Raw genomic sequence first — 26,385 nt, 5'->3', positions numbered from 1 at the left:
CGGGCCGCCCTCCGTCCACCCCCCCACCGCCCGACCGCCCTTCGCCGGGCCGTCCACCACGGCGCCTCCCGGAGGGGAGCCGCAGCGATGAGATGGGCACTGGTCAAGGTCTGTCTGGCGGTCACCACGATGGTCGTGGTGGCGTTCGCCGTCCCCCTCGGGCTGGTCATCAAGGAGATGGCCCGCGACCGTGCCTTCTCCAACGCCGAGCGGGAGGCCGCGGTCGTGGTCCCCGCGCTGTCCATCACCACCGAACGCGACCAGTTGGAGCGGGTCGTCGCCGCCGCCGGCTCCGACGACGGGATGGCGGTGCACATCCCCGCGAGCGACGGCCGGGCCGCCGTCGACCTCGGCCGGCAGCGCGCCGCCGCCGCCGACGTCGCCGCCGTCCGCGACCTGGGCCGCGTCTCCACCACCGAGGTGCCCGGCGGCTCCGCCCTGCTCCAGCCCGTCGCGCTCAGCTTCGGCACCGTGGTGATCGAGGTGTACGTCCCCGAGTCCGAGGTGAGCAACGGCGTGGCCACGGCCTGGGCGGTGCTCGCCGCGGTCGGTGTCGCGCTGGTCGTCGGTTCGGTCGCCGTCGCCGACCGGCTGGGCGTACGGATGGTGCGGCCCGCCCGGCGACTGGTCGAGGGCGCGCACGAACTGGGGGAGGGGAAGCTGGGCGCACGCGTGCCGGAGGACGGCCCGAAGGAACTGCGGCTCGCGGCGGTCGCGTTCAACGCCATGGCCGACCAGGTCGTCCAACTGCTGGCCAACGAGCGGGAGCTGGCCGCCGATCTCTCCCACCGGCTGCGTACGCCGCTGACCGTGCTGCGGCTCAACGCGGCCTCCCTCGGCGACTCCCCGGCCGCCGAGCAGACCCGGGCCGCGGTCGCCCAGCTGGAGCGCGAGGTCGACACCATCATCCGCACGGCGCGCGAGGCGAAGCCGCAGACCGCGGCGGCCGGGCCGGGCGCCGGATGCGACGCGGCCGAAGTCGTGCGGGAGCGGATGGCGTTCTGGTCGGCGCTCGCGGAGGACGAGGGGCGCAAGGTGCGGGTGGCCGGCGTCGACCGCCCGGTGCGCATCCCCGTGGCCCGCGCCGACCTCGCGGCCGCGCTGGACGCCCTGCTCGGCAACGTCTTCCGGCACACCCCCGAGGGCACCGCCTTCGCGGTCGACGTGCACAACGCGGAGGACGCGGTGATCATGCTGGTGTCGGACGCGGGCCCCGGCATACCCGACCCCGAGGCGGCGATGGCCCGCGGCCGGGGTTCCGGAAGCGCCGGGTCGACCGGGCTCGGCCTGGACATCGTGCGCCGGCTCGCGGAGTCGACCGGCGGGGACGTACGGGTCGGGTCGTCGGTGCTGGGCGGGGCCGAGGTGCGGATATGGATCCAGCTCGACGGACGGGCCGGGCAGGGGCCGGTGCGCAGGGGGCACCGTGGGGCGGTGCGCAGACGTCGGCCGGGCAGGCCGGCCTCTCCCTTTAACCGGACCCGATCCCTCCCTTAAGCGCGCCCTAAGATCGCCGACCCCCGCCCCGATCAGGCGTTTTGTCCGCTTGGGGCTCGCTAGCGTGCTGCCGCACCCCACCCCCGTGAACAGCGAAGGCAGGCACGCCATGAGCACGCACCGGCGCAGGATCAGTGGCAGGAACAAGGCGATCGGCGGCGCGGTCGCCGCGGCCGTGGTCGGTGGCGGAGCCGTCCTGCTCACCGGCACCGCGCAGGCCGCCGGTGTGGGCGCCGCCTACACGAGGACCAGCGACTGGTCGACCGGCTACACCGCCCAGTACGTCGTCACCAACAACAGCGGGCAGGCGAAGGCCGACTGGACGCTGGAGTTCGACCTGCCGGCCGGGACCGGGCTCGGTTCCCTCTGGAACGCCGAGTCGAGGGTGGGCGGGCAGCACATCACGGTGACGCCCCCGAAGTGGGACACCGACGGTCTGGCCCCCGGCGAGTCGGTCACCGTCGGCTTCGTCGTCAACGGCACGGGCGATCCGACCGGTTGTCGCGTCGACGGCGTCACGTGCTCGGTGGACGACGGCGCGACACCCGAACCGAGCGGCCGCCCGACCCAGACCCCGACCCCGACCGCGCCCACCACCCCGAGCGCCACCGCCTCCGTGACGGCGACCCCCACCCGGACGGCCACCGCCTCCCCGTCGCCGAGCACCGGCACCGGCACGCCTGCCTCCGCCGCCTTCACCCCCTACGTCGACACCTCCCTCTACCCCGCCTTCGACCTCCTCGCGAGCGCGAGCGCGACCGGGGTGAAGAACTACAACCTCGCCTTCGTCACCGACGGCGGTGGCTGCACGCCCAAGTGGGGCGGGGTCACCGACCTCGCGAGCGACGCGGTGGCCGCGCAGATCGGCGCCCTGCGCGCCCAGGGCGGTGACGTCCGGGTCTCGTTCGGCGGCGCGGCCGGCGCGGAACTGGCCACGGCCTGCTCGTCGGCGGACGCGCTGGCGGCGGCGTACGGCAAGGTCGTGGACGCCTACGACCTGACCAAGGTGGACTTCGACGTCGAGGGCGGCGCCCTGCCGAACGCGGCCGCGAACACCCGGCGCGCCCAGGCCGTCGCCAGGCTCCAGCAGAGGCACCCGGGCCTGGACGTCTCCTTCACGCTTCCGGTGATGCCGGAGGGCCTGACCCAGGACGGCGTGAACCTGCTGGCCGACGCCAGGGCCAACGGCGTGAGGATCACCACCGTCAACATCATGGCGATGGACTACGGTCCGGCGTACAGCGGCGACATGGGCACCTATGCCGAGCAGGCGGCCACCGCCACCCAGGCCCAGGTCAAGAGCGTCCTCGGGCTGAGCGACTCCGCCGCCTGGAAGACCGTGGCCGTCACGCCGATGATCGGCGTGAACGACGTGACGTCGGAGATCTTCACGGTCGAGGACGCCACCCAGCTCGTCGAGTTCGCCGAGACCAAGGGACTCGGCTGGCTGTCGATGTGGTCCGCGACCCGCGACAAGCAGTGCCCGGGCGGCACCAAGCCCTCGGCGGACGCGACCTGCAGCTCCATCCTCCAGGACCCGAACGCGTTCTCGAAGGCGTTCGCCACGTTCCGGTAGTCACGGCTCGAACGGCCGTCCGAAGCGTCCGTCGATCGTCCCCGGGCGGCTCTGGTCCCGGCGCCCACCCACCACCACGCCCTCCCCGTCGTCGCCGCGCTCGCCCACACCGAGGACGTGACCGGCGCCGGCGAAGCAGCGGGGCGCGGCACGCCCCCACGACGTGCCGCGCCCCTTCCCCCGCTCCCCCGGGAGGGTCAGGCGGTCTCGAGTGCCGGCAGGGATCCCGTGCGGGCCGCCTGGCCGTACCAGAGGGCGCTCGACTTGGGGGTGCGGGCCAGCGTCGCGTAGTCGACGTACACCGCGCCGAACCGCTTCTCGTAGCCGTACGCCCACTCGAAGTTGTCCAGCAGGGACCACAGGAAGTAGCCGCGGACGTCGGCGCCCTCGGCGATCGCCCGGCGGACGGCCCTGAGGTGGCCGTGCAGGTAGGCGATCCGGTCGGGGTCGTGGACCCGGCCGTCGGAGTCGGGCTTGTCGTCGTAGGCCGCGCCGTTCTCCGTGATGTACAGCGGCAGGCCCGGCGCCTCCTTGGTGTAGCGCATGATCAGCTCGTGCAGGCCCGTCGGGTCGATCGTCCAGCCCATCTCGGTGCGTTCGCCCGGCGTCTGGTGGAAGGCGACGTCGTCCGCGGCCGGCCAGGGGGAGTGGTCGCTGCTGCCGTGGCCGTCGGCCCGCGGGCCCTTCGGGTCGGCGTCCGCCGCCGAGACCAGGGTGGGCGTGTAGTAGTTCAGGCCCAGCGCGTCCAACGGCTGGTTGATCGCGCGCAGGTCGCCGTCGAGGACGTACGACCAGTCCGTCAGCGACGACGTCGCCGTCAGCAGGGTCTCCGGGTACGCGCCCCGCAGCAGCGGGCCGTGGAAGACGCCGTTGGCCAGGTCGTCGATCTTCCGGGCCGCCGCGAGGTCGCCCGCCGTCTGCGAAAGGGGCCGTACGACGGAGGAGTTGAGGCTGATCGCGACCGAGTTGCGGGCCGGCATCACCGACCTCAGGGCGGACGCGCCCAGGCCGTGCGCCAGGTTCAGGTGGTGGGCCGCCCGCAGCGACGCGGCCGGGTCGGTACGGCCCGGCGCGTGCACGCCGGACGCGTAGCCCAGGAACGCGCTGCACCAGGGCTCGTTGAGCGTGATCCAGTGCTCCACGCGGTCGCCGAGCGCCTCGCCGACGATCCGCGCGTACTCGGCGAACCGGTACGCCGTGTCGCGTTCCGGCCAGCCGCCCGCGTCCTCCAGCTCCTGCGGGAGGTCCCAGTGGTAGAGGGTGATGGCCGGCTTGATGCCCTTGGACAGCAGCTCGTCGACCAGCCGGCGGTAGAAGTCCAGGCCCACCTGGACCGCCGGACCGCGGCCGGTCGGCTGGACCCGCGACCAGGAGACGGAGAAGCGGTAGGCCGACAGGCCCAGCTCCGCCATCAGCGCCACGTCCTCGCGGTAGCGGTGGTAGTGGTCGACAGCGATGTCACCGGTGTCGCCACCGGCGGTCTTGCCCGGCGTATGGCTGAAGGTGTCCCAGATCGACGGGGTGCGGCCGTCCTCCCGCACCGCCCCCTCGATCTGGTACGCGGACGTCGCGGCGCCCCAGAGGAAGGCGGGAGGAAAGGTCACCGGATTCACCGGCTGTGCGGACTCGGTCATGGAAGCGCTCCCATGGGTGGTCGTCGAGGTCATCGAGACCGACGAAGGATGGGGGGAAGAGGTGCGGGGGGTGCGGAAGGGGCCGAGGCGGCGGTGACCCGGCCCCTGGAAGGTGTCGCTGGGTCGGTGGGACGAGAGTCCCGGGCGGCCGGGGACGAGAGCCCCGGCCGGCGGGACGTGAGCCCCGGCCGGCGGGACGTGAGCCCCGGCCGGCGGTGGACGTGAGCCCGTACGGCGCCGGGCGCGATCCCTGACGCCACGGGGCGTGCGTCTCCGTACGGCGCGGCGCGTCAGCCTTTCACCGCGCCCTGCATGATGCCGCCCACGATCTGCTTGCCGAAGATCGCGAAGACCAGCAGCAGCGGCAGCGTGCCCAGCAGCGCGCCCGCCATGATCAGGGACTGGTCGGGCGTGTACCCGCGGCCGAGGCCCGCGACCGCCACCTGCACGGTCGGGTTGCCGGTCTGGCTCAGCACCAGGAACGGCCACAGGAAGTCGTTCCAGGTCTGGACGAACATCAGCATGCCGAGCACCGCCATCGCGGGGCGCGCGGCCGGGAACACCACGTGCCACACCACACGCCAGCTGCTCGCGCCGTCCACCCGGGCGGCCTCGATGATCTCGTCCGGCAGTGCCTGGATCAGGTACTGCCGCATGAAGAACACCCCGAAGGCGCTCACCAGCGACGGCAGGATCACCGCCTGGAGCTGGTCGGTCCACTCCAGTTTCGCGACCATCATGTACAGCGGGATCACACTCAGCTGCGGCGGCACCATCATCGTGCCGATGACGATCAGCATCATCGCGCCCCGGCCGCGGAACCGCAGCTTGGCGAAGGCGAACCCGGCGATCGTGGAGAGGAAGACGATCGTCGCGGCCGAGGTCCCGGCCACGATCGTCGTGTTCACGAACGCCGTGCCCAGGTTGGCGTCGTTCCAGGCCACGTCCAGGTTGTGGAAGAGGTTCGAGCCGAACCAGAACGGCGGCGGGGTCTGCGCCAGCCGGTTGTTGTCGCGGGACGCCGCGATCGCCGTCCACACCAGCGGGAACAGCGAGCCGACGGTGAACAGGGCCAGGATCACGTACGCGATCGGCCCGGCGTGCATCTGGCCGCCGGCCCGCGCCGACTTCGGGCGGCGCACCCGGCGGGCCTCGGGAACGGCATCCCGCGGCTCGGGCTTCGTCAGGGTCGTCGTCACGGCCGTACTCCTTAACTACTGGCGCGCAGCCGGCGCGAGATGACGTAGTTGACGATGCCGATCACGATCAGGATCAGGAACATCGTCCAGGCGATCGCGGAGGCCCGGCCCAGGTGCTGGTTCACCCAGCCCTGCTCGTACAGGTACAGGCCCAGCGTCTGGAACTGGTGCTCCGCACCGCCCGAGGCGCCCTTGTTCGCGTCGAACAGCAGCGGTTCGCCGAACACCTGGCTCGCGCCGATCGTCGAGACGACCACCGTGAACAGGATCGTCGGCCGCAGCGACGGCAGCGTCACGTGGAAGAACTGCTGCCAGCGACTGGCGCCGTCCAGCGCCGCCGACTCGTACAGGTCCTGCGGGATCGCCTGCATCGCCGCCAGGTAGATCAGCGCGTTGTAGCCGGTCCAGCGCCAGACGATGATCGAGGAGACCGCGATCTGCGACGGCCACTTGTCGTTCTGCCAGTCGATCGGGTTGATCCCGACCATGTCCAGCACCCAGTTGATCATGCCGTAGTCGCGCCCGAAGAGCAGCACGAAGACGAGCGAGGCGGCCGCGATCGACGTCGCATAGGGGGCGAGCATCGCGACCCGGTAGAAGGTCGAGGCGCGCAGCTTGTAGTTGAGGATGTGGGCGAGCCCCATCGCCATCAGAAGCTGCGGCACGGTCGAGATGATCCCGATCGTGAGCGTGTTCTCCGCCGCGTTCCAGAAGAAGTCGTCGTCGAAGATCCGGGTGTAGTTGCGCAGCCCCACCCAGCTCATGTCGGTGGGCGCGGTCATCTCCACCTGGTGCAGCGACGCCCAGCCCGTGTAGATCAGCGGGAACAGGCCGAAGGCGAGGAACAGCAGGAAGAACGGGGAGACGAAGGCGTAGGGGCTCCAGCGGATGTCGCGCTGCCAGCGCCGGGAGAGCCGGGCCCGGCGCCGTTGTTCCGCCTCCGTGGGGACGGCGGACGGGCGGCCCGGGGCCGCGCCCCCCTCCTTGACGGGGGGCGCGGCGGTGTCGTGGCGGGTGGCCATACGGGTCACTTGTCCAGGTTGTTGTCGATGGTCTTGGTCGCCGTCTTCCAGGCCTCCTCCGCCGACTTGCCCTTCGTCACGAGGATGACGCCGTTGTCGGTCAGACCCTGCTGGATGATCTGGTCCTTCGGGCCGATCACCTGGACCGGGGCGGCCTTGGCGGCCTCCGCGAAGATCGTGCCGATGTTGGCGTCACCGGTCATGTCGTTCTTGGCGGTGGTGACTTCGGGCATCGTGTACGCGCTCGGCGCGCTCGGGAAGGAGCCCTGCACCTTGAACAGCTTCGCCTGCTGCTCGGGCGCGGTCAGCCAGGCGACCAGCTTCTCGGCCTCCTTCACGTTCTTGCCGCTCGAGGGCACGCTCAGGAAGGAACCGCCCCAGTTGCCCGACTTCGGCGCCACCGCGACGGCCCACTTGCCGAAGGACTCCGGCTTCGACTTGCCCTTGAGGGTGCCGAGCATCCACGGCGGGCAGGCCACCGTGGCGAACTTGCTGTTCGCGATCGTCTGGTCCCAGGCGGGCTGGAACTGCGTCTGCGCCTGGACCAGGCCCTCCTCGGCGGCCTTCGCGGTCAGGTCGAAGGCGTTCTTGACGGCCGGGTTCGACTTGTAGATGACCTCGCCGGCGGAGTCGTAGAACTTCTCCTTCTCACTGCTGAGGATCGCGTTGATCAGACCGCCGGGGGAGTCCATGAAGAAGGTGCCCTTGGGCGCCTTCGCCTTGTACTGCTCACCGACCGAGACGAACTTGTTCCAGTCGCCCGCCCACAGCTTGCCGACCTCCGCCGGGTCGGTGGGCAGACCGGCCTGCTGGAAGAGGTCCGTGCGGTAGCAGATGGCCATCGGACCGACGTCGGTGCCCAGACCGATCGTCTTGCCGTCCTTCGTCGTGGCCTGCGCCCACTTCCAGTCCAGCCAGTTGCTCTTGTTCACGCCCGAGACCTTGGACAGGTCCTGCAGCTTGGCGCTCTGGGTGGCGGTGACCTCGGCGATGTTGGCGACCTCGACCGCCTGGATGTCCTGCAGACCGCTGTTGGTGGTCAGGTGGTTGACGAGCGCCGGGTAGTAGTTCTCGTTCCGCTCGATGACGTTCTCGGCGATCTTGATGTTCGGGTTGAGCTTCTCGTACTCGGCGTAGAGGCCGGCCTCCTTGAAGCCCATCGTGCCGAAGAGCCCCAGCGTGATCGTGGTCTTGCCCTTGCCATCGCCGGACGACGACCCGTCGGAGCTGTCGTCGCCGCCGTCGTCGGCACAGCCGGCCAGCAGCCCGGCGCCCAGCGTCGCGACGGCCGCCAGGACCAGCGCCTTGCGGGCGATGGGGGTGCCCCCGCTCGAGCGAAGCCGAGAATGGGGGAGGGTACGTGCTCGCATTGCGTCCTCCTGTTGCCCTGACGTGCCGACCCCCCGGCCAACTGCATTGTTGGGCCCGTTAGTTTCTCGCTGCGGCTCGGGCGGGGAACGTGCGGGATGTGTATGTGTCAGGTACCGTGGGAGCGCTCCCACAGGTGATGTGTTGAAGAGTCGTCGGTTCGGGCGGGGGTGTCAAGGGTGGGGGCGCGGAGAGATGCGTTCAGTTATCCGGCTGTTAGCTAACTCCATGGCGATGCTTTTCGGCCGGGGGGCGCCGGCCCGCGGTGCGCGCCCCGCGACCTCCGGTGCGCGGACGTGCGAACAGGCGGGACTGTTAGATTCCAGGCCAGCGGGATGACGAACGGCGGGAAGGCGGAGCCCATGGCAAGCCACGGAGCGCGGGGCCGGAGCGGTGGCCGGCCGACCCTCGAAGAGGTGGCCGCACGCGCCGGCGTGGGCCGGGGCACGGTCTCCCGGGTGATCAACGGCTCGCCCCGGGTCAGTGACGCCACCCGCGCGGCCGTGGAGGCCGCGGTCGCCGAGCTCGGGTACGTCCCCAACACCGCCGCCCGCGCCCTCGCCGCCAACCGCACGGACGCCATCGCCCTCGTCGTCCCCGAGCCGGAGACACGCTTCTTCGCGGAGCCGTACTTCTCGGACATGCTGCGCGGTGTCGGCGCCGAACTCGCCGACACCGAGATGCAGTTGCTGCTGATCTTCGCCGGGAGCGACCGCGAACGGCAACGGCTGGCCCAGTACCTGGCGGCGCACCGGGTGGACGGCGTCCTGCTGGTCTCGGTCCACGCGGACGACCCCCTGCCGGACCTCATCGCCCAGTTGGAGATCCCGGCCGTGATCAGCGGCCCCCGCTCCGCCGCGGAGACGCTCCCCTCGGTCGACTCCGACAACTACGGCGGCGCCCGCTCCGCCGTGGAGCACCTGCTGGCGCGGGGCCGCCGGCGCATCGCCCACATCACCGGCCGCCTCGACGTCTACGGCGCCCAGCGCCGCGTCGACGGCTACCGGGACGCCCTGCGCGACGCGGGGTACGAGGCGGAGGCGGGCCTCATCGAGCCGGGCGACTTCACCGAGGAGGGCGGCCACCGCGCGATGACCGACCTCCTCGCCCGCACCCCCTCGCTCGACGCGGTCTTCGCCGGCTCCGACGTCATGGCGGCCGGCGCCCGCCGGGCCCTGCGCGAGGCGGGCCGCCGTATCCCGGAGGACGTGGCCCTGGTCGGCTACGACGACTCCGCCATAGCCCGCCACATGGACCCGCCCCTGACCAGCGTCCGCCAGCCCATCGAGGAGATGGGGCGCAGAATGCTGGACCTCCTCCTCACGGAGATCGCGGATCGCCGTCCGGCGGTGTCGCGGGGGCTGGAGCGCAGGCAGGTGGTCCTGGCGACGGAGCTGGTGGGGCGGGCTTCGTCGTAGGGCGCCGGTGTCAGGTGGCCGGCCCCGTCGCGGCTGCGGTGACGTCGGGGGAACACCGGTCGGCGCCCTGCGCGCCGCGCGCCTGCGATTGAGCGCCCGGCACTTCGCCCGGTACCGAGCCCGCAGAGGCGGCCCGTGCCGTAGTCCGTCCCGCCAGGCGCCGTGCGCGCCGTATGCCCGGGGTCGAGTGCCCGGCTCTCCGCGCGAACCGAGTCCGCGGGGCGGCCCGTGCCGGAATCCGTCCCGCCCGGCGCCCTGCGCGCCGCGCGGCCGCAGTCGAGGGCCCGGCTTTCCGCCCGGTACCGAGCCCGCAGAGGCGGCCCGTGCCGTAGCCCGTCCCGCCAGGCGCCGTGACCGGCACCCCGTGCCTGCCCGCGCCTGGTCGGCGCGCCTGCGTCAGCGGCTCGTGCTTGATTGCGCCCTGAGCGGGAGCCTGGAGAGCGGAGCGGCCGGTCCTGGGCCGGTGAGTCGGCCGGTCCTGGGCCGGTGAGTCGTCCGGCCGGTGTGCCGGGGAGCGGCCTGTGTCTGACTTCGTCCGGCCGGTGTGCCGGGGAGCGGCCTGTGTCTGGCCCGGTGCCCGACTGCGCCCGGCCCGGCTCCGCGCCGGCCCCGACGCGCGCCCACCCGCCGACCTCGTCCGACCGCCCCCGTGAGGGCCGGCGTCAGCGCAGCTGACGGCGCCACCGCACTTCCCCGTCCCGTTCCACCCCGGTCGGCGTCAGCCCCGCCGCCGCGGCGACCGCGGCGGACGCGTGGTGGTCGGGGTGGATGTGGGCGATGACCGTGCGGACGCCCCGGGTCCGGAGCCGGTCCACGAGTCCCCGGGCCGCCTCCGAGGCCAGGCCGCGGCCCTGCCAGGGGGTGCCGATCACCCAGGCGATCTCGGCGGTGGTGGCCCGGTCGGTGAGCGTGGCCTGGACGGTGCCGGTGAGCGGGGCCGGGGCTTCGCGCAGCCGCAGGACCCAGTTGCACCAGGAGACGGCCGGGTCGGGGGAGCCGGCGGTGAGCCGGTCGTAGCGGGCGCGGAGGGCCGCGGGATCCAGCGGGGCGCCGCCGATGAAGGTGTGGAGGGCCGGGTCGGACAGGACAGCGGCCATCTCCTCGGCGTGTTCGACGCGGAGGGGGAGCAGGTCGAGGCGGGGGGTGCGGATCGGCTCGGCGTGCGGGGATGCGGGGATGGCGGCCTCCCGGAAACGCATCAGCCGGTGACCTTCTCGGAAGGTCACCGGCTGATGACTCAGGGTGAGTGACGGGACTCGAACCCGCGGCATCCTGGACCACAACCAGGTGCTCTACCAGCTGAGCTACACCCACCATGTCGGCGGCTCGGGTTTCCCCGACCGGCCGAGAAAAAGTGTACAGGGTCCGAAGGGGTGCTCGCGCACGCCTTTACCGGGCGGGCAGGACGTGCCTCGCGGCGATCGCCTTCGCGGTGTCGGAGTCCGGTCCCGGCTGCGGTACGAAGATGGCCTCGCGGTAGTAGCGCAGTTCGGCGATGGACTCGCGGATGTCGGCGAGGGCGCGGTGGTTGCCGTTCTTCTCGGGGCTGTTGAAGTAGGCCCGCGGGTACCAGCGGCGCGCCAGCTCCTTGATGGAGGACACGTCGACGATCCGGTAGTGGAGGTAGTCCTCCAGCGTCGGCATGTCACGCAGCAGGAATCCGCGGTCGGTGCCGACGGAGTTGCCGCACAGGGGAGCCTTTCCGGGCTCCTTCACGTGCTCGCGCACATAGGCCAGCACCTGCTCCTCGGCGTCGGCCAGCGTCGTGCCGCCCGCGAGTTCGTCGAGCAGCCCGGACGCGGTGTGCATCTGACGCACCACCTCCGGCATCGTCTCCAGCGCCGAGTCCGGCGGCCGGATGACGATGTCCACACCTTCACCGAGCACGTTCAGCTCGGAGTCGGTGACGAGGGCGGCAACCTCGATGAGCGCGTCGTCGGACAGCGAGAGGCCGGTCATCTCGCAGTCGATCCACACCATGCGATCGTTCATGCGACCACCCTAAGGCTGACGTCCGCCGATGGGATGCCCCCCCCGTCGGTGCGGACGACCCCGGGGACCGCACGTGATCCGGCGCGGACGCACACGGGCAGGGGCGGCCGGGGGCGGAACCCGCCTCCGGCCGCCCCACCCTCACATCCCGCTACGCGGTCCCGGCAGCCCTGCCCGCGACCCGGCGTACGCGTCCCGCGCGTGGTCCGACAAGGAGGACGCGGACGACGCGGACGAGCCCACCGCCCCCGCACCGGCCCCCGCCGTCCGCCGCAGCTGCGGCGGCACGCCGGTCTCCGGATGCAGCGCCGGACCCATCTGCGCCGGGGGCGCCGCGACCGGCGCCGACGGCTCGGCGTCGACCGGCGGGCGTTCGCCCTGTGGCCGGCGGGCCCGGTACGCCGCCCGGTACGCGGCCGGCGACGAGCCCAGCTGGCGCCGGAAGTGGCCGCGCAGGGCCACCGGCGAGCGGAAGCCGCAGCGGCCGGCGACCTCGTCGACGGAGTAGTCCGACGTCTCCAGCAGCCGCTGTGCCTGCAGCACGCGCTGAGTGATCAGCCACTGCAGCGGCGCGCTGCCGGTGAGCGAGCGGAAACGCCGGTCGAAGGTCCGCCGGCTCATGTACGCGCGGGCCGCCAGCGTCTCCACGTCGAACTGCTCGTGGAGGTGCTCCAGCGCCCAGGCGACGACCTCGGCGAGCGGGTCGGCGCCGATCTCCTCCGGTAAAGACCGGTCGAGGTAGCGCTCCTGCCCGCCCGACCGGCGCGGCGGTACCACCAGGCGCCGGGCCAGCGCGCCCGCCGCCTCGTTGCCGTGGTCCGTGCGCACGATGTGCAGGCACAGGTCGATCCCGGCCGCCGTTCCCGCGGACGTCAGCACGTCGCCGTCGTCGACGAACAGCTCCCTGGGATCCACGTGGACCGACGGATAGCGCTTGGCCAGCGTTGGTGCGTACATCCAGTGCGTGGTGGCCGGGCGGCCGTCGAGCAGGCCCGCCGCCGCCAGCACGAAGGCGCCGGTGCACAGGCCCACGATGCGGGCGCCCTCCTCGTGTGCCCGGCGCAGCGCGTCGAGCGCCTCCGCCGGTGGCGGGGAGGTGATCGAACGCCAGGCCGGCACGACGACGGTGCCCGCCCTTGAGATCGCCTCCAGGCCGTGTGGTGCGGTGAGTTCCAGGCCCCCTGTGGTCCGCAGCGGGCCGTCCTCGCCGGCGCACACCAACAGGCGGTAGCGCGGCACGCCGGCGTCCTGGCGGTCAATCCCGAACACCGACAGCGGAATGGAACTCTCGAAGATGGGGCCGCCGCTGAACAGCAGCACCGCGACGATCTCCTTGCGACGTCGCCCGGACAGTTTCCGGGCCGCGGCTTCCGGCGCGGCAGTGGAGTCGTGGCTCATCCTGCTAAGCCCCCCTCGGTGGTCGCGGCTCCTCGGTTGTGTCGCTCCTGCACGTTTCCCCTCGGTCCTGCACGAGTCCCCCGCCGTAGACAGTCAAGATCGAATCTACTGTGTCGCGTGATGCCGGAGTGGCCAGTTCAGCACCCGGCACATTGTCGACATGGCAACTTGGCGTGAAGCATTCGATCACGAAGCGTTGCACTCGTGGGGGGCGCAGGGAAGTGCGCCTTGTCGCGGTGGCCAATCTCCGTAGGGTGCGCAGGCCCCCTGAGGTCCTTTCCGTGCAGGTGGAACGGGGGGTGGGGGGTGGTTGCGGCAAGAGATGCGCGGTATCCGGAAGTTGGCTGAAAAGCTACGGACGCGTGCGTGAAAACCGGTCAGCCGACCGGTGTGCTTCCGCCGCTGTGACGACCGCCACGGTGTGACCCCGTTCCGGTGCGATGATGGCGTCCGCGGTGGGGTGCGCACGGTGTGTGCGGGCCGTCGTGGTCGCCGGCGGGCGGCCGGGACGCGCAGCGTTCGGACCGGCGCAGCAGCAGCCGGCAGGCGGCCGTGACGGCGGCGAGGCCGAGGGCGGTGCCGGCGGCGCCGGCCAGGGAGGTGCCGTACCAGAGGAGGACCACCGGGACGAGGACACAGCTGAAGGCCGCCCAGCGGATCAGGTCGGTGGTCCTGTCGTCGCCGGCGCGGGCCTTCGGGGTCGGGCGGGATGAGGGCATGGGGCGGGCTCCTCCTGGGCGGTGGTTCACGGAGATCAACGCCCGTTCGGCGGGTCGGTCACTCACCCGGTGCGTCCGGCACGAGCGAAGCCCGCGCAAACCGCCTGTACGGGGCAGCAACCATTGCGTTACGGGCGCCCCCTCGTGCATGCTCCCTGGAACCCCCACGGACCACGCGCGGGATCTGGGCCGACGAGGCGTGCCGCCGTACCCTTGGGGGTATGGGGTTGGGAAGATGATTCCCGGACACAGCTCCGCCGCTCCAGCTCGTCCCACCCGTATAAGGATCGATACGCCGAGACAGCCATGGCCGGTCACGAATTCTTCGAACCCGCGGACCGCAAGCGGCCGGTCGCCGACCCCACGGCGGCCGATCCCCTGGCGGCGGAAGAGACACGCCCCGCCTGCGATCCCGCCTTCCAGCACGGTGTCGTCGTCGGCTTCGACGGCTCCACCTCCAGTGAGCGCGCCCTCGCGTACGCCATCGGCATGGCTCATCGCTCCCGCTCGGGTCTGATCATCGTGCACGTCGCCAACCGGCTGCCCACCACGGTGTGGGCCGGCTGTGAGCCGCCGGTCTTCGTCGACGTGCCGGACCACCGCACCGAGGTGCTCGGTCTGGAGCTCGCCTGCGCGGACTACCTCGCCGAGGTGCCGTGGATCCTGGTCGAGCGCGGCGGTGACATCTGTCACGAACTCGAAGAGGTGGGGCGGGAGTACGAGGCCGACGCGATCGTCGTCGGCTCCACGCACGGCATCGTCGGGCGGATCTTCGGCTCCGTCGCCGGGCGGCTCGCCAAGCGGGCCAAGCGGCCCGTCATCGTTATTCCGTAACTCGCTCTTGCCCCAGGCCGGATGAGCCCTGGGTGCCCTCAACTCCCTTTGTGCGCCGCATGAATCCACCCGCGCGTAGAGGTGTTTGTGCCTTTGTGAAGGGCATATATCGCTCACCGCGCCACCGCGCACGCGTGAAGGGAGCCCACCGTGGACGACGACGTCTCTGCGCCGGGCACCACCACGATGGTCGGCCGACTCGCCCTGGCCGTGCCCCTGTTGGCGTTCGGACCCGGGTACACCGACCTGATCGACGGCGGGCGGCGGCGGACGCCGTATCCATCACCCACCACGTCGGCGGGGTCACGCTGTTCGCCGCCGGTGACGGCCTCGCGCGGGCCGGACCGGTGCGCGGTCGCCGCCGGCGCGGTGGCCTGGTACGCGGCGACCGCGGCGCCGGCGCACCGGCCCGCGGCGTTCTCGCGGCGCGCTGCCCGCCCGGGTGTGACGGCCACGGGTTGATCGGCAGCGGTCGCCGGGGAGTCGGGCGTCCCCGGTGACATGAGCGGACCCCCCGTGAGTGGTGGCCTCACGTGGGGGTCCGTTCCGGTGTTCAGTCTCTGCGGGCGCGAGGGGGCTCGTCGCGCGGTTCCCCGCGCCCGCCGAGGCCGGCTATTCGACGGTGACCGACTTGGCGAGGTTGCGCGGCTTGTCGATGTCCCGGCCCAGGGCCTTCGCCGTGTAGTAGGCGAGCAGCTGGAGCGGGATGCCCATGAGGATCGGGTCGAGCTCGTCCTCGTTCTTCGGGACGACGATCGTCTGGTCGGCCTTCTCCTGCTCCTGGTGGGCGACCGCGAGGATCTTGCCGCTGCGGGCCTTGATCTCCTCCAGGGCGGCGCGGTTCTTCTCCAGCAGGTCGTCGTCGGGGACGATCGCGACCGTCGGCAGGGCCGGCTCGATCAGGGCGAGCGGGCCGTGCTTGAGCTCGGAGGCCGGGTAGGCCTCGGCGTGGATGTAGGAGACCTCCTTGAGCTTCAGGGAGGCCTCGCGGGCCACCGGGTAGCCCCGGACGCGGCCGATGAAGAGCATCGAGCGGGCCTCGGCGAACTGCTCGGCCAGCTTCTTGATGTCCTCCTCGCCCTTCATGATCTCCGCGATCTGGGCGGGCAGCCTGCGCAGACCCTCGATGATCCGCTTGCCGTCGCGGACCGAGAGGTCGCGGGTGCGGCCGAGGTGCAGGGCGAGCAGGGCGAAGGCGACCGTCGTGTTCGTGAAGCACTTGGTGGAGACGACGCAGACCTCGGGGCCGGCGTGCACGTAGATGCCGCCGTCGGCCTCGCGGGCGATCGCCGAGCCGACCACGTTGACCACGCCGAGGACCCGGGCGCCCTTGCGCTTCAGCTCCTGGACGGCGGCCAGCACGTCGTACGTCTCACCGGACTGCGAGACGGCGATGTACAGGGTGTCGGGGTCGACGACCGCGTTGCGGTAGCGGAACTCGGAGGCGGGCTCGGCGTCGGCGGGGATGCGGGCCAGCTCCTCGATCATCTGGGCGCCGATCATGCCCGCGTGGTAGGAGGTGCCGCAGCCGAGGATCTTCACCCGGCGGATCTGGCGCGCCTCGCGGGCGTCCAGGTTGAGGCCGCCGAGGTGCACGGTGGAGAAGCGGTCGTCGATGCGGCCGCGCAGCACGCGGTCCACGGCGTCGGCCTGCTCGTGGATCTCCTTGTGCATGTAGGTGTCGTGGCCGCCCATGTCGTAGGAGGCGGCCTCCCACTCGACGGTGGTGGGCTCGGCCGTCGTGCGGGTGCCCTCCGTCGTGTACGTGCGGAAGTCGTCGGCCTTGAGGGTGGCCATCTCGCCGTCGTCCAGCGTGACTATCTGCCGGGTGTGGGCGACCAGGGCGGCGATGTCGGAGGCGACGAACATCTCCTTCTCGCCGATGCCGAGGACGACCGGGGAGCCGTTGCGGGCGACGACGATGCGGTCGTTGAAGTCGGCGTGCATGACGGCGATGCCGTAGGTGCCCTCGACGACGCGCAGCGCCTCGCGGACCTTGTCCTCGAGCTTCTCCGCCTGGGAGCGGGCGACGAGGTGGACGAGGACCTCGGTGTCGGTCTCGGAGAGGAACTCGACGCCGTCCGCCTCCAGCTTGCGACGCAGGTCGGCGGCGTTGTCGATGATGCCGTTGTGGACGACGGCGACCTTGAGGTCGGCCGACATGTGCGGGTGGGCGTTCACGTCGGAGGGGGCGCCGTGGGTGGCCCAGCGGGTGTGGGCGATGCCGGTGGTGCCCTTGAAGCGGGCCGGGACCTTGGCCTCGAGGTCGCGGACGCGGCCCTTGGCCTTGACCATCTTCAGGCCGGCTGTCTTCGGGGAGGTGACGACGATGCCCGCGGAGTCGTAGCCGCGGTACTCCAGGCGCTGGAGGCCTTCCAGGAGCAGCGGGGCGACGTCACGCTTCCCGATGTATCCGACGATTCCGCACATATACAGGTATCCCCAAGCTTCGGCTCAGCCGTAGACGATGCGCCGCAGTTGCCGGAGCGAGAGCTCCGGCGGGGCCACCGCACGGTATTTCAGGTCCGCCTCGATCCGTTCGAAGATCTCCGCGTTGACCAGGCCCTGGGCCTGGAGCTCGCGGTGGCGGCGACGGACGTAGTCCTCGGTCGTCTCGTCGAAGAAGGCGAGCACGTCCTGGATCACCCGCAGCGCCTCGCCCCTGTTCAGGGGCGAGGATCGCGTCAGATGATCTACAAGTTCGTCGTGCACCCGGTAGATCCTGAGGTACCGGAGCGTCTTTCGCAAGATTCCTGCCCGATTTCGGGCAGGCACCTGTCAAAAATCTTTGGGTGAACGTTGAACCTCTCATGAGTGTCCGGCCCCGCGCCGTCCACTCGCGCGCCCGCGGTTCGTCGCCCGAGGAGAGCGGCTTCGCAGGCCATGGGCATGCCTCGCACGGGCCTGCCCGAGCGGCTCGCCGACCGCATGAGCATGGCCGGGCAGCACGAGTACTCGCGCTCCGCGTTCTCGCGCCGCACGACGATCGGAGGCGGCGCGGTCACCCTGGGCGCCGTCACCGGTGGCGCGTTCGTCACCGGCGCCACCGCACAGGCCGCGCCCCGGACGGTCGCGAGCACCGAGAAGGCCGACGCACCCCCGTCGCCCCCTTCGGCCGCCACTCGCACCCGCGCGCCGAGATGACGATCTCCTGGCTGGTCCCGGTCGCCGTCGAGAAGCCGTTCGTCCGCGTCGGCACCCACCCGCGGGACCTTGCCGAGCGGGTCGACCACCTCACCGTGGCGCGCCCGGCCTCGTAGCACCCGGTGTGCCCGGCAGGCGGGGCGCACCGGCGGCGGGCGGCCCTCACATCCGCTTGAGGACCGCCTGTTTGGCCATCGTGAACTCCTCGTCCGTCAGGACCCCTTCCCGGCGCAGTTCGCCCAGCTCCCGCAGCCGCCTCAGCAGCGCGTCGTGGTCGTCCTCGGCGGCAACGGCGGCGAGGGCGCGCGGGGTGGCCTCCGGCGGCCGTACGGCCTCCTCGGCGGCCGCGGCCGGGTGCGGGAGCCGGGCCTGGACGGCGGCCGCCACCAGCGCCATCAGGGCGTCCTTCTTGAAGCCCCACAGCTCCACGGCGTTGGGGTCGTACTTCGGCGGGGCCTTGGTGGGCGCGCCGCGCACGGTGAAGCGCAGGTGACCGTTCTCCAGGCCGACCGCCGGATGCCACTCCACGGCCGTGATCTCGGCGAGGGGGAGGCTGCGCGCGCCGGCGGCGGCCTTGGCGTCCTCCGTCTTCCAGTTCCACTCCAGGCGCACGTGCTCGCCGTCGAAGCTCGCGGTGCCGTCCCCGGCGGACACCGACAGCGGCACGGACGGGCCGGGCAGCAGATAGGCGTCCACCGGATCGGAGGGCACCCGGTCCAGCAGCAGCGCGTTGCGCACCTCGTCCACGAAGTACTCGGCGACGCCGTAGCGGTCGGACTCGACCAGCAGCTGGTAGGGGTCGTGGGGCTCGGTCAGCCGCCCGCCGGTCGCGTGCAGCAGCGGGTCGGCGCCGTCGCGCAGCCGCAGCCTGAGCCGCCCGGTCTTCTTGCCCTGCTCGAACGAGACGCCCGCCAACGCGCCCAGCGAGACGAGGAGTTCACCCAGCGTCCTGCGGAGCAGGCCGACGTTCTTGTCCCGTCCCGGAGTCAGCCGCAGGGCGTCGCCGTCGAAGACCCAGGTGCCGTCCTTCTGGATGATTTCCGCCATGGAAGGATTGTTCCATCAGCTGTTTCCCCGAGTCGGGGACCACGTGCGGGAACCAGCCGGTGAAGCAGGCCGCAGACGCAACGACGGGCGCCCCCCGAGGACCGTACTCGGGGGGCGCCCGCCCGTCCGCATCAGAACCCGGCGATCGGGTTCTTCAGGGAGCCGACCAGCTGGAGGGCGCCCGACGGGTCCGCCAGGTCGACCATCTGCCTGTTGTTGCGCAGCTGGAGCCGGTTGAGGCAGGACAGCGAGAACTCCGGGGCGAACATGTCGTACTGCCGGAACTTGTCGGCGAGTTCGGGCGTCGCCTCCTGGTACGCGCGCGTCACCTCGGCGACCGTGCGCCAGAAGTCGTCCTCCTCCAGGATCCCCTCGGCGGCCAGGCCGGCCGCCAGGAAACGGAAGAAGCAGTCGAAGACGTCGGTGAAGATCGACAGGAGCTTCTTGTCCTCCGGGACCTCCACGCGGATGCGCCGCACCTCCGGCGGCAGCACCGCGTCCGGGTCCATGACCGCGATCTCCTCGGCGATGTCCTTGTAGATCGCCCGCTGCACGACCCCGTCCCTGAGGACCAGGATGGTGTTCTCGCCGTGCGGCATGAAGACCAGGTCGTAGGCGTAGAAGCTGTGCAGCAGCGGGGTGTAGTACGCCTGGAGGTAGGCGCGCAGCCACTGGGTGGGGGACTGGCCCGACTGCTCGATCAGCGCGCCGGCCACCGACCTGCCCTCGTGGTCCACGTGGACCAGCGAGGCCATCGTCGCGAGCGACTCGCCGTCCTGGAGGGACGGGACCGGGCTCTCCCGCCACAGCGCGGCCAGCATCTTGCGGTACGGCGAGTAGCGGTCCGTCGCCGCCTCGTACTCCAGGTGCCGGTAGCCGACGGCCGCCCGCTCCCGGATGATCGACAGGCCGGTCGACTTCAGCACCGGGTCGTTGTCGATGAGCTGGGCCAGCCAGTCGTTGATCGCCGGCGTCGCCTCCATGTACGCCGCCGACAGGCCGCGCATGAACCCCATGTTGAGGACGGACAGGGCCGTCTTCACGTAGTGCTTCTCGGGGTGCGACCGGTTGAAGAAGGTCCGGATGGACTGCTGTGCCAGGTACTCGTCGTCGCCCTCGCCCAGGCACACCAGGTTCCTGCGGGCGACCTCGGCGGCGAAGGTGACGCTGAGCTTGTTCCACCACTGCCAGGGGTGGACGGGGATGAGGAGGTAGTCGGCCGGGTCCAGGCCCTGCTCGCGCAGGGTGCCGTGGAAGCGCTCGACCGTCGCCTCGCCCAGCTCCTCCCGCAGGAACACCTCGTACTCGATCCCGACGCCCGCCGTGAACGCCGCCCGCGAGCGGTGCGCGGCCAGCCACACCAGGCGGACCGGGCTCGCCGTCTCCGGCGCGTACGACAGGTACTCGTGGACGCCGAAGCCGAGCCGCCCGTTGTTGGCGACGAAACAGGGGTGGCCCTCGGTCATCCCGGTCTCGATCGCCTGGAAGCCGGCCCGCGCCAGCTCCGCCGACCGCAGCTGCGGCTTGGTCAGCTTGTAGCAGGTGCCGGAGAGGGTGGAGGAGATCTCCTCCAGGTACACCGGCAGGATCTCGTCGCTCAGTCCCAGCGCCTGCCTCAGCTCGACGAAGAAGTCCAGCGCCTCCAGCGGGAGTTCGGCACCGTCGCGCACCCGGGTGATGGAGTCGGCGTCGACCTGCCAGTGGTCGAGGGCCCGGCGCACGGCGGTGTAGCGGTAGGACGTCAGGCCGTCGTCGCTGCGCACGACGTACTGGTCGCCCTGCCGCTCGGGGGTGATGAGACGCTCGTGGGCGAACTCGGCGAGCGCCTTGCGGATCAGGAGGCGGTTGGCCTGCTCCCAGCGGTCCGGGGAGAGGTGGTTCACGGCGTCGGCGAGGCTCATGCGCGCACCCCCGTGGCGGCGACGAACTGCTCCCGGGTGCAGAAGCTCAGCAACGCCTTCTTCTCCGGCTTCTGGATCTCCCGCTCGGGCACGAAGCCGACGGCCTCGTTGAGCGTGTGGACGGCCTTGTTGGAGACGTCCGGCTCGACCACCACACGGGCCGTGGCCGGGTCCGCGAACAGGTGCGCCATCACGGCGGTGATGACCGCGCGGGTGAAGCCGTGCACGGGACGGTCGGTGGGGGCGACCAGGAAGTGCATGCCGACGTCACCGGCAAGCGGCTCGTACAGGCCGACGAGCTCGCGGTGGGCCGGGTCGTAGTACTCCATCAGGAAGGCCGGTTCGCCGTCGTGCAGACCGAGCAGCGCGTGGTGGTGCTCGTCGGCGGCGATCTCCATGTACGCGCGCTCGACGTCCTCCAGTTTCGCGTCCTGCATCATCCAGTAGGCCGCCTTCGGGTGCGTCACCCAGGCGTGCAGCAGCTCGGCGTCCTTCAGGGGGTCGAGGGGGCGGAGGGTGAGGGGGCCGATGGCCGTGGTGGTGCTCATACGCTGAACTCCTGGAACGCGATGGTCTTCTCGACCGGGTAGTACTCGCTGCCGAGCAGCTCACGGATGATGTAGCTGTTGCGGTAGGCGCCCATGCCGAGGTCCGGGCTGGTGATGCTGTGGGTGTGCACGCCCGCGTTCTGCAGGAAGACACCGCGGCCCGTGGTGTCGATGGTGTAGTTGCGGGCGACGTCGAAGTTGCCCTGCGAGTCGTAGCGCAGTCTGTCCCGGACCGGCTTGAGGAACTCCGGCTCGGCGTACTTGTAGCCGGTGGCCAGGACCAGCCCCTGGGAGCTGAGCTCGAAGTCCTTGCCCTGCTCCTCCTGGCGGAAGGAGAGGGTGTACGTGCCGTTGTGGTACGTCGCGCTGTTCAGCGAGGAGTTGGTGAGCAGCCGGGTGGGCACGGGGCCGCCGAGGTTCTTCTGGTACAGCAGGTCGAAGATCTCGTTGATCAGGTCGCCGTCGATGCCCTTGAACAGGCCCTTCTGCTGGGCCGTGAGCCGGTAGCGGGTGGCCTCCGGCAGCTCGCGGAAGTAGTCGATGTACTCCGGCGAGGTCATCTCCAGCGTGAGCTTGGTGTACTCCAGCGGGAAGAAGCGCGGGGAGCGGGTCACCCAGTTCAGCTGGTAGCCGTGGACGTCGATCTCGCTGAGCAGGTCGTAGTAGATCTCGGCGGCCGACTGTCCGGAGCCGACGAGCGTGATCGACTCCTTCTTCTGCAGCTCCGCCTTGTGGCTCATGTAGCGGGAGTTGTGCAGGAAGTCGCCGTCCAGGCCCTGGCACGCCTCGGGGATGTAGGGCGGGGTGCCGGTGCCGAGGACCAGGCGGCGGGCGCGGTACGCGTCGCCGTCGGTCGTCCTGACGACGTACACCTCGTCCGCCTCGTCGTACGTCACCTCTGTGACGGTGGTGCCGAAGCGGACGCTGCTCAGCTTGTTCGCGGCCCAGCGGCAGTAGTCGTCGTACTCGACCCGCAGGGGGTAGAAGTTCTCGCGGATGTAGAACGAGTACAGCCGGCCCTTCTCCTTCAGGTAGTTGAGGAAGGAGTACGGCGAGGTCGGGTCGGCGAGGGTGACCAGGTCCGACATGAACGGGGTCTGGAGGTGGGCGCCGTCGAGGAACATGCCGGCGTGCCACTCGAAGTCGGGCTTGGACTCGAGGAAGACGCCGTCGAGTTCGGTGATGGGTTCGGTCAGGCAGGCGAGGCCGAGGTTGAAGGGGCCGAGCCCGATGCCCACGAAGTCGTAGGTCTTTTCCGTGGTGTCAGCAAGCGCGGTCAAGGGACTCTCCCAGGTACTGCTCGGCGTGGCCGGCGATCAGGTCGAGGACGGCGGCCATGTCGGCCGTCGTGGTCTCGGGGTTGAGCAGGGTGAACTTCAGGTAGTGGCGGCCGCCCACCTTGGTGCCCGCGACGACCGCGTCACCCGAGGCGAACAGGGCTTTGCGGGCGTAGAGGTTGGCGCGGTCGATCTCGGCCGGGTCGGTGACGGCCGAGGGGATGTAGCGGAAGACGAGGGTGGACAGGGACGGTGCGACGACCACGTCGAAGCGCGGGTCGGCGGCCAGCAGTTTCCAGCCCTCGACGGCCAGGTCGCAGACCTCGTCGAAGAGCTGGCCGATGCCGTCGGCGCCCATCACGCGCAGGGTCATCCACAGCTTGAGCGCGTCGAAGCGGCGGGTGGTCTGCAGGGACTTGTCCACCTGGTTGGGGATACGTTCCTGCACCATCCGGCGCGGGTTCAGGTACTCGGCGTGGTAGGTGGCGTGGCGCAGCGTGGCCGCGTCCTTGACCAGCACGGCGGAGGAACTGACCGGCTGGAAGAAGGACTTGTGGTAGTCGACGGTGACGGAGTCGGCGCGCTCGATGCCGTCGATGCGGTGGCGGTACTTCACCGAGGCGAGCAGGCCGCAGCCGTAGGCCGCGTCGACGTGCATCCAGGCGCCGAACTGTTCGCACAGCTCGGCGATCTCGGGCAGCGGGTCGATGGAGCCGAAGTCGGTGGTGCCGGCGGTGGCGACGACGGCCATGGGGATCAGGCCGTCCTTCGCGCAGCGCTCCAGCTCGTGGGCGAGCGCGACGGTCTGCAGGCGCTTGTCGTGGTCGACCGGGATGGTGACCACCGCGTCCTGGCCGAGGCCCAGCAGTTTCGCCGACTTCTTCACGCTGAAGTGGCTGACCTCGGAGGCGAAGATGCGCAGTTTCGACAGGTCGTCGTCCTTGGCCTCCTCACGGGCCAGCAGCAGTGCCTGGAGGTTGGACTGCGAGCCGCCCGAGGTGAACACGCCGTCGGCGGCGGGACCGAGGCCGATGCGGGCGGCCGTCCAGTCGATCAGTTTGCGCTCGATGAGGGTGCCGCCGGCCGACTGGTCCCAGGTGTCGAGGGAGGAGTTGACGGCGGAGAGGACCGCCTCGCCCAGCACGGCGGGGATGACGACCGGGCAGTTGAGGTGGGCGAGGTAGCGGGGGTGGTGGAAGTAGATCGCGTCGCGGAGGTAGACCTCCTCCAGCTCGTCCAGGGCCGCGGAGCTGTCGCCCAGCGGCTTGTCGAGGTCGATCTGCTCGATGCGGGGAGCGAGGGCGTCGACCGTGACGCCGGTGAACGGACGGTCGGTGGCGGCGAGTTTGGCGGCCACCCGCTCTACTCCTTCGGTCACGGAGCGGCGGTACTGCTCCGCGGTCGTGTCATTGAGCAGGTGCGAGCGCATGGTGGGGGTCCTCCGATGGGGACGGTCCGCTGCGGGACGGACTCAGGGGCGGAGTCGCGGATTCAACTTAGGTTAGCCTAACCTAAGTAACCTGTTCGCGACCCGGCCCCTGCGGTGACAGTGATCACGTTTGTACCCGCCGTCAACTTCCTTGACGGGTAGGGCGGTTGCCTACTCCTGCTCGCGCAGCTGTTCCTCGGTCAGGCCCTGGCGCCAGTACCCGACGAAGGTGATCCTGCGCCGGTCGATCCCGCGCTCACCGACGAAGTGCCGGCGCAACTGCTTCACGTGGGCCGATTCGCCGGCGATCCACACGTACGGCCGTTCGGCGGGCGGGAGCGGGGCGTCACGAAGGGCGGCGAGGGCCATGGGGGACCCCTCGCCGTCGTCGCCGTGGCCGTCGCGCACGAGCCAGGTGATGTCGGCGTCCGCCGGCGTCGCCAGGTCCTGGACGGTGCCGGCGTCGTGCACCTCCAGCCAGGCCCGCACACGCAGACCGGCCGGCAGCGACTCCAGGATCGACGAGATGGCCGGCAGGGCCGTCTCGTCGCCCCACAGCAGAACCAGGTCGGTGTCCTCGGGTGCGCGGAAGCGGATCGCCCGGTTGTCGGCGATGGCCGGCCCCAGCAGCACCACCCGGTCCCCGGCGGTGGCCCCGGCGGCCCACCGGGAGGCGGGCCCGGCCGGGGTGTGCAGCACGAAGTCGATGTCGATCCCGGTGGTTCGGCCCAGCGCGTCGCGGCGCAGCGACCGGAGCGTGTACGAGCGCATCACCGCCCGTACGTCGTCCGGGAGTTCACGCCAGGCCTGCCACCAGCCGTCGCCGAGGTGGTAGGGGATCTGCGGTTCGCTCTGTCCCGGGTGCGGCAGGAACAGCGACAGGGACTGGTCGTACCCGTCGGAGCAGAAGTACCGCAGGTCCTCCCCGGCGAGGCTCACCCGGACCAGGGACGGCCCGAGCCGCCGAGTCCGTACGACCTGGAGGGAGAAGAAGCGGAAGGGGGCGGCGACGGCCGTGGTCATGGGGTGCTCCTGGGACGTGGGGGAGGGTGACCGACCTCAGGGGCGCGCGGGGAACCGCGCGACCAGCCACGAACGGCCCGCGGTTCGCCCACGCCCCTCGACACCCTGGGTGTCAGGCGACCTTCTTCGCGTTCTCGAGGGCCTCGGCGAGGGTCTCGAGAAGCGGCACGCACTTGTCGTACGACAGGATCGGCTCCGGCGAACGGGAGATGATCTGCCCGGCCTTGACGGCGGGCAGCTGCTTCCACGTCGCCTTGGTGATGGCGGCCGGCTGGATGGTCGAGGAACGGTCGTCCATCATGATGATGTCGGCCTTGTACTTGTCGACGTTCTCCCAGCTCAGCGACTCGTACCAGCCGCCGCCCTCCTTCTTGGCGCTCTCCGGCGGCTCGATGAAGTTCACGCCGAGGGCCTTGAAGTACTCGAGGTCGATGGAGAGGTTGGTGCCGGAGACGTAGAAGAGCTGGTCGCTCGCGGAACCGGCCATGACCTTGATGTCGGGCTTGGCCTTGGCGGCGGCGCGCAGGCGGGTGGCGGCGGTCTCGAAGCGCTTCTTGGCGTCGGTGACCTTGGCGGCGGTCATGTCGGCGCCCAGCGACTCGGCGAGCTCCCACATGCGCTCCAGCGGCGCGGTGAGCTGGCGGTCGTAGACGGAGACGGCGACGCTCGGGGCGAGCTTGGCGATCTTGTCCTTGGAGGCCTCGGGGACGTACCAGAGGGTGCCGGCGCTGTCGAAGGTCGTGGAGATGAGCACGTCGGGCGCGAGGGCCGCGTACTTCTCGACGTTGAACTCGTCCCAGACGTTGCCCAGGATCTCGACCTTGGTGATGTCCATGTCGCCGGCCTGGACGTCGGCCTTGCCGTCGGTGGTCTTGGTGGGGCCGAAGACGCCCTTGACCTGGATGCCGTAGTCGTGCAGGGCGGCGCCGACACCGGTGAACGCGACGATGTTCGCCGGGATCTTGTCGAGCTTGACGGTGGTGCCGCGGTCGTCCTTGAACGTCCAGGGGCCGGACTTGGCAGCGGCGCCGGCCGTCGACTCCGAGCCACCGCTTTTCGCGTCGTCGTCCCCGCAGGCTGCGAGCACGGCACCGAGGCCGAGGGCGCCACCGGCGGCGAGAATGCCGCGGCGGGTGAGGTGGGTGGCTCTGGCGTTGGACATGTGTGGCTGCTTTCGAACGTGCGGATCACCGCCGGACAATTCGAAGGTAGGTTAGCCTAACCTCAGATCTTGTCCAGGGGTGGGGCGGTGTGATCCACATCCTGTTTGAATGTCCGAGCCCGGGTGCCCTTCGGTCAGTTCGTCGCCCGGAAAAGGGAGTTGGCGAGAATTCGCCTCTCGCTGGGTCGTCTCGGGGC

21 protein-coding genes, 1 tRNA gene and 2 pseudogenes are annotated in these 26,385 nt (G+C 70.9%); 6 read left to right on the top strand and 18 right to left on the bottom strand.

The annotated features are described in order from the left end of the window. Positions 1–87: 87 nt before the first annotated feature. Both ACIBBD_RS15780 and ACIBBD_RS15775 read left to right on the top strand, forming a co-directional pair. Positions 88–1,497: a sensor histidine kinase gene (locus ACIBBD_RS15780; protein WP_399419951.1), complete on the top strand. Its 1,410-nt coding sequence runs from the start codon at positions 88–90 to the stop codon at positions 1,495–1,497. Positions 1,498–1,606: 109 nt separating this feature from the next. Further along, a complete protein-coding gene (locus tag ACIBBD_RS15775; RefSeq protein WP_399419950.1) occupies positions 1,607–3,073 on the top strand; it encodes a cellulose binding domain-containing protein in 1,467 nt (488 codons plus the stop codon). Positions 3,074–3,270: 197 nt separating this feature from the next. Here ACIBBD_RS15775 and ACIBBD_RS15770 read toward each other — a convergent pair whose 3' ends face one another. The 4 genes from ACIBBD_RS15770 to ACIBBD_RS15755 all read right to left on the bottom strand — a co-directional run bounded on the left by ACIBBD_RS15770 (position 3,271) and on the right by ACIBBD_RS15755 (position 8,298). Then, on the bottom strand, positions 3,271–4,707 hold the full coding sequence (locus tag ACIBBD_RS15770) for a GH1 family beta-glucosidase (RefSeq protein WP_399419949.1): 1,437 nt from the start codon (positions 4,705–4,707) through the stop codon (positions 3,271–3,273). Between the two features lie 290 nt (positions 4,708–4,997). Further along, complete coding sequence (locus ACIBBD_RS15765) at positions 4,998–5,906, bottom strand: carbohydrate ABC transporter permease (RefSeq protein ID WP_399419948.1); 909 nt, start codon at positions 5,904–5,906, stop codon at positions 4,998–5,000. An 11-nt stretch (positions 5,907–5,917) separates the two neighbouring features. Continuing rightward, entirely contained in the window at positions 5,918–6,928 is a 1,011-nt protein-coding gene (locus ACIBBD_RS15760; protein WP_399420124.1) for a carbohydrate ABC transporter permease, read from the bottom strand. A 5-nt stretch (positions 6,929–6,933) separates the two neighbouring features. Continuing rightward, positions 6,934–8,298 (bottom strand): extracellular solute-binding protein, encoded by a 1,365-nt coding sequence (locus ACIBBD_RS15755; protein ID WP_399419947.1) that lies wholly within the window; start codon positions 8,296–8,298, stop codon positions 6,934–6,936. Positions 8,299–8,658: 360 nt separating this feature from the next. Here ACIBBD_RS15755 and ACIBBD_RS15750 point away from each other — a divergent pair, with 360 nt between their 5' ends. Beyond that, a complete protein-coding gene (locus ACIBBD_RS15750; protein WP_399419946.1) occupies positions 8,659–9,714 on the top strand; it encodes a LacI family DNA-binding transcriptional regulator in 1,056 nt (351 codons plus the stop codon). 662 nt (positions 9,715–10,376) lie between these two features. Here the strand turns inward: ACIBBD_RS15750 and ACIBBD_RS15745 are convergent. The 5 genes from ACIBBD_RS15745 to ACIBBD_RS15725 form a co-directional block, all read right to left on the bottom strand. Further along, positions 10,377–10,913, bottom strand: coding sequence for a GNAT family N-acetyltransferase (locus ACIBBD_RS15745; RefSeq protein ID WP_399419945.1), 537 nt, complete (start codon positions 10,911–10,913; stop codon positions 10,377–10,379). A gap of 42 nt (positions 10,914–10,955) precedes the next feature. After that, positions 10,956–11,028, bottom strand: a tRNA-His gene (locus tag ACIBBD_RS15740). Between the two features lie 75 nt (positions 11,029–11,103). Beyond that, positions 11,104–11,706 carry an oligoribonuclease gene (gene orn, locus ACIBBD_RS15735; protein ID WP_399419944.1) on the bottom strand — a complete coding sequence of 201 codons (603 nt, stop codon included), beginning with the start codon at positions 11,704–11,706 and terminating at the stop codon, positions 11,104–11,106. Between the two features lie 141 nt (positions 11,707–11,847). Next, on the bottom strand, positions 11,848–13,104 hold the full coding sequence (locus ACIBBD_RS15730) for a helix-turn-helix domain-containing protein (RefSeq protein ID WP_399419943.1): 1,257 nt from the start codon (positions 13,102–13,104) through the stop codon (positions 11,848–11,850). A gap of 377 nt (positions 13,105–13,481) precedes the next feature. Continuing rightward, positions 13,482–13,823, bottom strand: coding sequence for a hypothetical protein (locus ACIBBD_RS15725; RefSeq protein ID WP_399419942.1), 342 nt, complete (start codon positions 13,821–13,823; stop codon positions 13,482–13,484). 306 nt (positions 13,824–14,129) lie between these two features. On the opposite strand from ACIBBD_RS15725, the gene ACIBBD_RS15720 reads away from it, so the two are divergent. Next, positions 14,130–14,657 (top strand): universal stress protein, encoded by a 528-nt coding sequence (locus tag ACIBBD_RS15720; protein WP_399419941.1) that lies wholly within the window; start codon positions 14,130–14,132, stop codon positions 14,655–14,657. A 150-nt stretch (positions 14,658–14,807) separates the two neighbouring features. Further along, positions 14,808–15,119 (top strand): annotated as a pseudogene (locus ACIBBD_RS15715) (hypothetical protein). Between the two features lie 150 nt (positions 15,120–15,269). Here the strand turns inward: ACIBBD_RS15715 and glmS are convergent. Together glmS and ACIBBD_RS15705 are read right to left on the bottom strand one after the other, a co-directional pair. Continuing rightward, positions 15,270–17,087: a glutamine--fructose-6-phosphate transaminase (isomerizing) gene (gene glmS, locus ACIBBD_RS15710; RefSeq protein WP_399419940.1), complete on the bottom strand. Its 1,818-nt coding sequence runs from the start codon at positions 17,085–17,087 to the stop codon at positions 15,270–15,272. Between the two features lie 24 nt (positions 17,088–17,111). Further along, positions 17,112–17,369 carry a hypothetical protein gene (locus tag ACIBBD_RS15705; protein ID WP_399420123.1) on the bottom strand — a complete coding sequence of 86 codons (258 nt, stop codon included), beginning with the start codon at positions 17,367–17,369 and terminating at the stop codon, positions 17,112–17,114. Positions 17,370–17,540: 171 nt separating this feature from the next. Here ACIBBD_RS15705 and ACIBBD_RS15700 point away from each other — a divergent pair. Further along, a pseudogene (locus ACIBBD_RS15700) lies at positions 17,541–17,887 on the top strand (phosphoesterase); the annotation flags it as partial. A 76-nt stretch (positions 17,888–17,963) separates the two neighbouring features. Here the strand turns inward: ACIBBD_RS15700 and ACIBBD_RS15695 are convergent. From ACIBBD_RS15695 to ACIBBD_RS15665, 7 genes are all read right to left on the bottom strand, one after another. Next, positions 17,964–18,848 (bottom strand): DUF4429 domain-containing protein, encoded by an 885-nt coding sequence (locus tag ACIBBD_RS15695; RefSeq protein WP_399419939.1) that lies wholly within the window; start codon positions 18,846–18,848, stop codon positions 17,964–17,966. Positions 18,849–18,979: 131 nt separating this feature from the next. Beyond that, entirely contained in the window at positions 18,980–20,749 is a 1,770-nt protein-coding gene (locus ACIBBD_RS15690; protein ID WP_399419938.1) for an IucA/IucC family protein, read from the bottom strand. Further along, positions 20,746–21,297 (bottom strand): GNAT family N-acetyltransferase, encoded by a 552-nt coding sequence (locus tag ACIBBD_RS15685; RefSeq protein WP_399419936.1) that lies wholly within the window; start codon positions 21,295–21,297, stop codon positions 20,746–20,748. The genes ACIBBD_RS15690 and ACIBBD_RS15685 overlap by 4 nt, the downstream gene beginning before the upstream one ends. Continuing rightward, positions 21,294–22,577 (bottom strand): lysine N(6)-hydroxylase/L-ornithine N(5)-oxygenase family protein, encoded by a 1,284-nt coding sequence (locus tag ACIBBD_RS15680; protein WP_399419935.1) that lies wholly within the window; start codon positions 22,575–22,577, stop codon positions 21,294–21,296. Before ACIBBD_RS15680 ends, ACIBBD_RS15685 begins: the two co-directional genes overlap by 4 nt. Then, positions 22,561–24,003 carry a lysine decarboxylase DesA gene (desA, locus tag ACIBBD_RS15675; RefSeq protein WP_399419934.1) on the bottom strand — a complete coding sequence of 481 codons (1,443 nt, stop codon included), beginning with the start codon at positions 24,001–24,003 and terminating at the stop codon, positions 22,561–22,563. The genes ACIBBD_RS15680 and desA overlap by 17 nt, the downstream gene beginning before the upstream one ends. A 171-nt stretch (positions 24,004–24,174) precedes the next feature. Then, the gene (locus ACIBBD_RS15670; protein ID WP_399419933.1) at positions 24,175–25,026 is read right to left on the bottom strand and encodes a siderophore-interacting protein; all 852 of its coding nucleotides are present in this window, start codon (positions 25,024–25,026) and stop codon (positions 24,175–24,177) included. Between the two features lie 112 nt (positions 25,027–25,138). After that, positions 25,139–26,188, bottom strand: coding sequence for an ABC transporter substrate-binding protein (locus tag ACIBBD_RS15665; protein WP_399419932.1), 1,050 nt, complete (start codon positions 26,186–26,188; stop codon positions 25,139–25,141). Positions 26,189–26,385 lie beyond the last annotated feature (197 nt).

Source organism: Streptomyces sp. NPDC051315 (assembly GCF_044455165.1).
Classification (GTDB): domain Bacteria; phylum Actinomycetota; class Actinomycetes; order Streptomycetales; family Streptomycetaceae; genus Streptomyces.
The sequence above is the reverse complement of the archived record's forward strand: the minus strand, read 5'-3'. Positions and strand labels throughout refer to the sequence as shown.

Excerpts from the sequence above, each read along its gene's own strand:
- ACIBBD_RS15695 (WP_399419939.1), bottom strand. The coding sequence starts at position 18,848 with ATGGCGGAAATCATCCAGAAGGACGGCACCTGGGTCTTCGACGGCGAC.
- ACIBBD_RS15685 (WP_399419936.1), bottom strand. The coding sequence starts at position 21,297 with ATGAGCACCACCACGGCCATCGGCCCCCTCACCCTCCGCCCCCTCGAC.
- ACIBBD_RS15690 (WP_399419938.1), bottom strand. The coding sequence starts at position 20,749 with ATGAGCCTCGCCGACGCCGTGAACCACCTCTCCCCGGACCGCTGGGAG.
- ACIBBD_RS15780 (WP_399419951.1), top strand. The coding sequence starts at position 88 with ATGAGATGGGCACTGGTCAAGGTCTGTCTGGCGGTCACCACGATGGTC.
- ACIBBD_RS15745 (WP_399419945.1), bottom strand. The coding sequence starts at position 10,913 with ATGCGTTTCCGGGAGGCCGCCATCCCCGCATCCCCGCACGCCGAGCCG.
- ACIBBD_RS15730 (WP_399419943.1), bottom strand. The coding sequence starts at position 13,104 with ATGAGCCACGACTCCACTGCCGCGCCGGAAGCCGCGGCCCGGAAACTG.
- ACIBBD_RS15725 (WP_399419942.1), bottom strand. The coding sequence starts at position 13,823 with ATGCCCTCATCCCGCCCGACCCCGAAGGCCCGCGCCGGCGACGACAGG.
- ACIBBD_RS15670 (WP_399419933.1), bottom strand. The coding sequence starts at position 25,026 with ATGACCACGGCCGTCGCCGCCCCCTTCCGCTTCTTCTCCCTCCAGGTC.
- glmS (WP_399419940.1), bottom strand. The coding sequence starts at position 17,087 with ATGTGCGGAATCGTCGGATACATCGGGAAGCGTGACGTCGCCCCGCTG.
- ACIBBD_RS15775 (WP_399419950.1), top strand. The coding sequence starts at position 1,607 with ATGAGCACGCACCGGCGCAGGATCAGTGGCAGGAACAAGGCGATCGGC.
- orn (WP_399419944.1), bottom strand. The coding sequence starts at position 11,706 with ATGAACGATCGCATGGTGTGGATCGACTGCGAGATGACCGGCCTCTCG.
- desA (WP_399419934.1), bottom strand. The coding sequence starts at position 24,003 with ATGCGCTCGCACCTGCTCAATGACACGACCGCGGAGCAGTACCGCCGC.
- ACIBBD_RS15720 (WP_399419941.1), top strand. The coding sequence starts at position 14,130 with ATGGCCGGTCACGAATTCTTCGAACCCGCGGACCGCAAGCGGCCGGTC.
- ACIBBD_RS15755 (WP_399419947.1), bottom strand. The coding sequence starts at position 8,298 with ATGCGAGCACGTACCCTCCCCCATTCTCGGCTTCGCTCGAGCGGGGGC.
- ACIBBD_RS15665 (WP_399419932.1), bottom strand. The coding sequence starts at position 26,188 with ATGTCCAACGCCAGAGCCACCCACCTCACCCGCCGCGGCATTCTCGCC.
- ACIBBD_RS15760 (WP_399420124.1), bottom strand. The coding sequence starts at position 6,928 with ATGGCCACCCGCCACGACACCGCCGCGCCCCCCGTCAAGGAGGGGGGC.
- ACIBBD_RS15750 (WP_399419946.1), top strand. The coding sequence starts at position 8,659 with ATGGCAAGCCACGGAGCGCGGGGCCGGAGCGGTGGCCGGCCGACCCTC.
- ACIBBD_RS15770 (WP_399419949.1), bottom strand. The coding sequence starts at position 4,707 with ATGACCGAGTCCGCACAGCCGGTGAATCCGGTGACCTTTCCTCCCGCC.